7 protein-coding genes are annotated in these 6,760 nt (G+C 67.9%); 6 read left to right on the forward strand and 1 reads right to left on the reverse strand.

Translation table 11 applies throughout. The features are described from left to right. Positions 1-164 (forward strand): zinc-binding dehydrogenase (locus tag BKN37_RS28100; protein ID WP_165618390.1); only part of this gene is annotated, 164 nt, incomplete at its 5' end. A 76-nt stretch (positions 165-240) separates the two neighbouring features. On the opposite strand, the gene BKN37_RS24860 is transcribed toward BKN37_RS28100, so the two are convergent. Next, positions 241-1,437 carry a cysteine desulfurase-like protein gene (locus BKN37_RS24860; protein WP_071029691.1) on the reverse strand — a complete coding sequence of 399 codons (1,197 nt, stop codon included), beginning with the start codon at positions 1,435-1,437 and terminating at the stop codon, positions 241-243. A gap of 110 nt (positions 1,438-1,547) precedes the next feature. Here BKN37_RS24860 and BKN37_RS24865 point away from each other — a divergent pair, with 110 nt between their 5' ends. From BKN37_RS24865 to wzm, 5 genes are read left to right on the forward strand one after another with little or no spacing between them, the layout of a single operon-like run. Next, complete coding sequence (locus BKN37_RS24865; RefSeq protein ID WP_071029681.1) at positions 1,548-3,542, forward strand: DUF6541 family protein; 1,995 nt, start codon at positions 1,548-1,550, stop codon at positions 3,540-3,542. A gap of 13 nt (positions 3,543-3,555) precedes the next feature. Continuing rightward, a complete protein-coding gene (locus tag BKN37_RS24870; RefSeq protein ID WP_071029683.1) occupies positions 3,556-4,071 on the forward strand; it encodes a bacterial proteasome activator family protein in 516 nt (171 codons plus the stop codon). 9 nt (positions 4,072-4,080) lie between these two features. After that, positions 4,081-4,881 carry a galactan export ABC transporter ATP-binding subunit Wzt/RfbE gene (gene wzt / locus BKN37_RS24875; protein WP_071029685.1) on the forward strand — a complete coding sequence of 267 codons (801 nt, stop codon included), beginning with the start codon at positions 4,081-4,083 and terminating at the stop codon, positions 4,879-4,881. Beyond that, positions 4,878-5,789, forward strand: a complete 912-nt coding sequence (glfT1, locus tag BKN37_RS24880; protein WP_071029687.1) for a galactofuranosyltransferase GlfT1 — start codon at positions 4,878-4,880, stop codon at positions 5,787-5,789. Before wzt ends, glfT1 begins: the two co-directional genes overlap by 4 nt. After that, positions 5,786-6,616 (forward strand): galactan export ABC transporter permease subunit Wzm/RfbD, encoded by an 831-nt coding sequence (gene wzm / locus BKN37_RS24885; protein WP_071029689.1) that lies wholly within the window; start codon positions 5,786-5,788, stop codon positions 6,614-6,616. Before glfT1 ends, wzm begins: the two co-directional genes overlap by 4 nt. Positions 6,617-6,760: the final 144 nt, after the last annotated feature.

The raw sequence follows: 6,760 nt of genomic DNA on the forward strand, positions 1-6,760 counted from the left end.
TCGTGGCGGCGGTGACGGCGTCGGCGTGGCCGATGATCGCCGACGGGCGGGTCCGGCCGGTCATCGGCGCACGGCTCCCCATCGAGCAGGCCGCCGAGGCCCATCAGCTGCTGTCCGCGGGGCAGGTGGCCGGCAAGATCGTGTTGACGGTGGGCGGTCCCTGAGCGCGAGCGTGCGCAAAATGCCAGGTAAACCGGGGCGCGGGCGTACATTTGTGCACGCTCGCGAGGAAGATAAACCCTAGCCCAGCGAGGCCAGGGCGCGCACCAGCTGGTCCACCTCGGCCGTCGTCGAATAGTGACCCAGCCCGACGGTGACCGCGCCGCCGACGTCGTTGACCCCGATCACGTCGAGCACCCGGGAGGTGGCGTTGGAAATCGCCAGGATGCCGTTGTCGGCCAGCCGCTGCACCACCCGCTCGGCCGGCACCTCGTGCACGGCGAAACTCACCACCGGGATGTGCACCTCCGGCCGGCCGATCACCATCACCAGCGGCAAGGACCGCAACGAGGTCATCAGGTAGTCGAACACCCGGCTCATGTGCGACGCGGCCGACTGCATCGAGACGGACAGCCGTTCCCGGCGGGTCCCGCGGGCGGACTCGTCGAGCGAGGCGAGGTATTCGATGCTGGCCACCACCCCGGCGAGCAGACCGAACTGGTGCAGCCCCACCTCCAGCCGGGCGGGGCCGGCGGCCTGCGGATCCGTCGACACCGACGCGAACGAGTCGATCAACGCCGGGTCGCGGAACACCAACGCCCCGATCGGCGGCCCACCCCAACTGACCGCGTTCACGGCCACCACGTCGGCGTCGACCTCCTCGATGTCGATCAGCCGGTATGGCGCCGCCGCGGAATGGTCGACGATCGCCAACCCGCCTGCCTCGTGGATCAATTTGGTCACCGCACGCAGATCGGTGACCGTCCCCAGCGTTCCCGACGCCGAGGTGATGGCCACCAGGCGGGTTGGTTTGCTGATCAGGGTCTCCCACTGCCAGGTGGGCAGCTCGCCGGTCTCGATATCCACCTCGGCCCACTTGACCTTGGCGCCATAGCGGTTTGCTGCGCGCAGCCAGGGGGCGATGTTCGCCTCGTCGTCAAGCCGGGTGACGACGATTTCGTAGCCCAGACCCGCGCGCGACGACGACGCGTCGGCGAGCGAAGACAGCAAAACCGCGCGGTCGGCACCCAGCACCACGCCACGCGGATCGGCGTTGACCAGATCGGCCACCGCGTGCCGGGCGGCGTCCAACACCGCAGCGCTGCGCCGCGCCGACGGGTGTGGGCCGACGCTGGTCGGGGTCGACCTACGAAACGCAGTCGACACCGTGGTCGCGACAGAGTCGGGAATCAGCATCCCGGAGGGCGCATCGAAATGCACCCATCCGTCGCCGAGGGTCGGGTGCAGACCACGCACCCGGGCGACGTCGTAGACCATGGCAGCCACCTTAGAGCTTCCGCATGTTACGCAAACCGTGACGGTAGCGGGGCGCCCGGAAACGTCCCCGCCATCCCGAGCCAGGTCACCCGGGCAGACATACTAGACCAGTGGGACTGGGCTTCGGAGTGGTAATCGCTTTGCTGTTGCAGATCGTGCCAGGAACGATCGTGGCGAGGATCTCGCGGCTAACGTGGCCGGTGGCGATCGCTGTTGGCCCGGCGCTTACCTACGGTGTCGTCGCGGTGACCATTGTTCCGCTCGGGGCGATCGGAATCCCTTGGAACGCATGGACAGCGCTGGCCGCTCTGGTGGTGATCGCCGCGCTGGCGGCGGGGCTGCGGGTGTTGCTGGCGCGCTACCGGGACACCCAGGCCGAGGTGCTGGCGCCCGGCCGGGGTCCGGCGGCCGTGGTGGCGGCGGGCGTGCTGCTCGGCGCGGTGTTGATCGGGTACGCGGCGCTGCGCGGCATGCCGCACTGGCAAACCATCCCCAGCACCTGGGACGCGGTGTGGCACGCCAACACCGTCCAGTTCATCCTGGACACCGGGCAAGCGTCGCCGACCCACATGGGTGAGCTACGCAACGTCGAAACCCACGCGCTGCTGTACTACCCGTCCACCTTCCACGCGCTGACCGCGGTGTTCTGCCAACTGACCGGCGCCGCGTCGACCACCGGCTACACGCTGAACTCGCTGGCCGCGGCGACCTGGTTGTTTCCGGTCAGCGCCGCGGTCCTGACCTGGCGGCTGCTGCGCGGCCGGGCCACCTCCCCCGCAGCCACCTGGCGCGTCGCGGGCGCGGCGGCCACCGCGGCGGTGCTGGCTGCGTCGTTCACCGCGGTGCCCTACGTCGAGTTCGGCACCGCCGCGATGCCCAACCTGGTCGCCTACGGGCTCGCCGTGCCGGCGTTTGCGCTGATCACCTCCACGCCCGGGCACCGCGACCGCATCCCGGTCGCGGTGTTGGCGCTGGTGGGGGTGTTCTCGGTGCACATCAGCGGCGGGGTCATCGTGGTCTTGTTCACGCTGGCCTGGTGGCTGCTCGACGCGCTGTGGCGCCCGGTGCGCGGCCGGCTCGTCGACCTGGTGACGCTGGCGAGCGTCGCGGTGGTCACGGGGCTGGTGCTGTTACCGCAGTTCCTGTGCGTCAAACAGCAAGAGGACATCATCGCCGGGCATTCCTTCTTGACCTACCTCAGCAAGAAGCGCGGGTTGTTCGATGCGGTGTTCCAGCACTCCCGCCACCTCAACGACTTCCCGGTGCAGTACGCCCTGATCGGGCTGGCCGCCGTCGGGGGCCTGGTCTTGCTGGTCAAGCGGATCTGGTGGCCGCTGGCCCTGTGGGCGTCGTTGATCGTGGTCAACGTGGACGCCGGGACGCCGTTAGGCGGTCCGGTGGGCGCGGCGGCGGGCAGCGTGGGCGAACTGTTCTACAACGATCCGCGCCGGATCGCGGCGGTGACCACGTTGCTGTTGGCGCCGATGGCCGGGATCGGGTTGTGCACGCTGGTCGGGTTGGCGGTGATGGCCGCCCGGCGACTGGCCGACCGGTGGACGACGTCGCCGGCACCGGCCTGGTCGGCGGCCACCGCGGTGCTGCTGGTCGTGGTCACCGCCGGGCTGGCCTGGTATTACCTGCCGCGGCACCGCTTCTTGCTGGGCGACAAGTACGACTCGGTGATGATCGACCAGAAGGACCTGGATGCGTTCGCCTGCCTGGCCACCCTGCCCGGCGCCCACGACACCCTGATCGGCAACGCCAACACCGACGGCACCGCCTGGATGTACGCGGTGGCCGACCTGCACCCGCTGTGGACGCATTACGACTACCCGATGCAGCAAGGACCGGGGTATTACCGCTTCATCTTTTGGGTACACGCCGACGACGCGGACACCGACCCGCAAGTCGCCGAGGCGGTGCGCGCGCTGAACATCCGCTACGTCTTGGTCAGTAGCCCGGTGGTCCGGGGCTTTGCCCTGCCCGACGGGCTAGTGTCACTAGACGCGTCCAAGTCGTGGGCGAAGATCTACGACAACGGTGGGGCCCGCATCTACGAATGGCACGGGCACGACACCGCGGCGAACTGCGCCGACAAGCGATAGAGAGGGTGAGTCCATGAGCACCGACGACGATGGCATCGAGATCATCGGCGGCGCTGACCCGCGGATGCTGGCGGCGGCCCAGGCGGACGACGACTCCGAGGACCGGTCGCTGACCGACCTGGTCGAACAGCCCGCCAAGGTGATGCGGATCGGCACCATGATCAAGCAACTGCTCGAAGAGGTGCGCGCGGCACCGCTCGATGAGGCCAGCCGCAACCGCCTGCGGGAGGTGCACGCCACCAGCATCCGGGAGCTCGAAGACGGGCTGGCGCCCGAGCTGCGCGAGGAACTGGACCGGCTCACGCTGCCGTTCAGCGAGGACTCGGTGCCCTCGGACGCCGAGCTGCGAATCGCCCAGGCGCAACTGGTCGGCTGGCTGGAGGGGCTGTTCCACGGCATTCAGACCGCACTGTTCGCCCAGCAGATGGCGGCCCGCGCCCAGCTGGAGCAGATGCGCCAGGGCGCGCTGCCGCCCGGCGTGAAAGCACCCGGACAGCCCGGCCACTCCGGCACCGGCCAATACCTGTAGTAGACGCCGGTGGTCACACCCCATATCGAGACGCGCAACGCGTGGGTGGAGTTCCCCATCTTCGACGCCAAGTCGCGATCGCTGAAGAAGGCCTTCCTCGGCAAGGCCGGCGGCCAGATCGGCCGCAACACCTCCAACGTCGTCGTGATCGAGGCGCTGCGCGACATCACCCTGTCGCTCAAGCACGGCGACCGGGTCGGCCTGGTCGGCCACAACGGCGCCGGCAAGTCGACGCTGCTGCGGCTGCTGTCGGGGATCTACGAGCCGACGCGCGGCTCGGCGAGCATCACCGGCCGCGTCGCGCCGGTATTCGACCTCGGGGTGGGGATGGACCCGGAGATCTCCGGCTACGAAAACATCATCATCCGGGGCCTGTTCCTGGGGCAGACCCGTAAACAGATGCAGGCCAAGGTCGATGAGATCGCCGAGTTCACCGAGCTCGGCGACTACCTGTCGATGCCGCTGCGCACCTACTCCACCGGGATGCGGGTCCGCCTGGCGATGGGGGTGGTCACCAGCATCGACCCGGAGATCTTGTTGCTCGACGAGGGCATCGGCGCGGTGGACGCCGACTTCTTGAAGAAGGCCCAAACCCGGCTGCAGGGCCTGGTGGAGCGGTCCGGGATCCTGGTGTTCGCCAGCCATTCCAACGAGTTCCTGGCCCGGCTGTGCAAGACCGCGATGTGGATCGATCACGGCACCGTGAAGATGACCGGCGGCATCGAAGAAGTGGTGGGCGCCTACGAGGGTGAGGACGCCGCCCGGCATGTGCGCGAAGTATTGGCCGAAACCGTTGGTGACACACCGTGAGTGAGCTGGTGTATGCCGTCGTGGTCACCCACCGGCGTCGCGATCAGCTGGCCAAGTCGCTGGGCGTCTTGACCACGCAGAGTCGGTTGCCGGACCATCTCATCGTCGTCGACAACGACGCCGATGAGCGGGTCCGTGATCTGGTGGCCGGCCAGCCGATCCCCACCACGTATCTGGGGTCACGTCGAAACCTCGGCGGTGCAGGGGGTTTCGCGCTCGGGATGTTGCATGCGTTGGCGGCCGGTGCGGACTGGGTGTGGCTGGCCGACGACGACGGGCACCCCGCCGATTCGGGCGTGCTGGCGCGGTTGTCGGCCTGCGCGGAAAAACACCGGCTGGCCGAGGTGTCCCCGATGGTGTGCAACCTGGACGATCCGGAGCGGCTGGCGTTTCCGTTGCGGCGCGGCCTGGTCTGGCGCCGATACGCCCGCGAGTTGCGGACGGACGGGCCGGACCAGGATCTGCTGCCCGGCATTGCGTCGCTGTTCAACGGGGCACTGTTCGCCGCCGGCGCGCTGGAGGCCGTGGGGGTACCCGACCTGCGACTGTTCGTCCGCGGCGACGAGGTGGAACTGCACCGCCGCCTGGCGCGGTCGGGCCTGCCGTTCGGCACCTGCCTGGACGCGGTGTATCTGCATCCGTGCGGATCGGCCGAGTTCAAACCGATCCTGGCCGGCAAGATGCACGCCCAGTATCCCGACGATTACACCAAGCGGTTCTTCACCTACCGCAATCGGGGCTACCTGATGGCCCAGCCCGGATTGCGCAAGCTGCTGGTGCAGGAATGGCTGCGGTTCGGCTGGTATTTCCTGGTGTCGCGCCGCGACCCGGCGGGTCTGATCGAGTGGTTTCGGTTGCGGCGCTTGGGGCGTCGCGAGAGGTTCGGCCGGCCCAAGGAGAGCTCATGACCGTCGTCGAGGCCGCCGCCCAGTCCCGGACGCTGTCCCGGGCCACCCGCGATCTGATCGAGGGCTTCCAGCGCCGCGAACTATGGCTGCATCTGGGGTGGCAGGACATCAAGCAGCGGTACCGCCGCAGCGTGCTGGGGCCGTTTTGGATCACCATCGCCACCGGCACCACCGCGGTCGCCATGGGCGGCCTGTACTCCAAGCTGTTTCATCTCGAGTTGGCCGAGCATCTCCCCTATGTCACGCTCGGGCTGATCATTTGGAACCTGATCAACGCCGCCATCCTGGAGGGCGCCGACGTGTTCGTCGCCAACGAGGGGCTGATCAAGCAACTGCCCACCCCGCTGTCCGTGCACGTCTACCGGCTGGTGTGGCGGCAGATCATCTTGTTCGCCCACAACATCGTCATCTATCTGGTGATCGCGGCCATCTATCCCAAGCCGTGGTCGTGGGCCGACCTGTTGGTGATTCCGGCGCTGGCGTTGATCGTGCTCAATTGTGTCTGGGTGGCACTGTGTTTCGGCATCCTGGCGACCCGCTACCGCGACATCGGCCCGCTGCTGGGCAGCGTGGTGCAGTTGCTGTTCTTCATGACGCCGATCATCTGGAACGACGCGACGCTGCACCAGCAGAATGCGCAACGCTGGGCGAAGATCGTCGAACTCAATCCGCTGCTGCACTACCTGGACATTGTGCGGGCGCCGCTGCTGGGGGCGCATCAGGAGTTGCGGCACTGGCTGGTGGTGTTGGCGCTGACCGTGATCGGCTGGGTGTTCGCCGCGTTCGCGATGCGCCAGTACCGTGCCCGGGTGCCGTACTGGGTATAGGGCGGCACTGTCCTTCCGCGAGCAATAGCTCCTATGTCAAGCGGCTGCTGGTTTTAGGTGGTTGATTTCGGGTTTGGTGCTGGTGAGAAGGGCTTGGTATACGCGTCGGGCGATGCGGCGTTTGAGGCATCGACGCGCTGCTGC

It is taken from the genome of Mycobacterium talmoniae (genome assembly GCF_001854525.1).
Taxonomy (GTDB): domain Bacteria; phylum Actinomycetota; class Actinomycetes; order Mycobacteriales; family Mycobacteriaceae; genus Mycobacterium; species Mycobacterium talmoniae.

Coding starts and splice junctions, on each gene's coding strand:
- BKN37_RS24870 (WP_071029683.1), top strand. CDS start 3,556: ATGAGCACCGACGACGATGGCATCGAGATCATCGGCGGCGCTGACCCG.
- BKN37_RS24860 (WP_071029691.1), bottom strand. CDS start 1,437: ATGGTCTACGACGTCGCCCGGGTGCGTGGTCTGCACCCGACCCTCGGC.
- wzm (WP_071029689.1), top strand. CDS start 5,786: ATGACCGTCGTCGAGGCCGCCGCCCAGTCCCGGACGCTGTCCCGGGCC.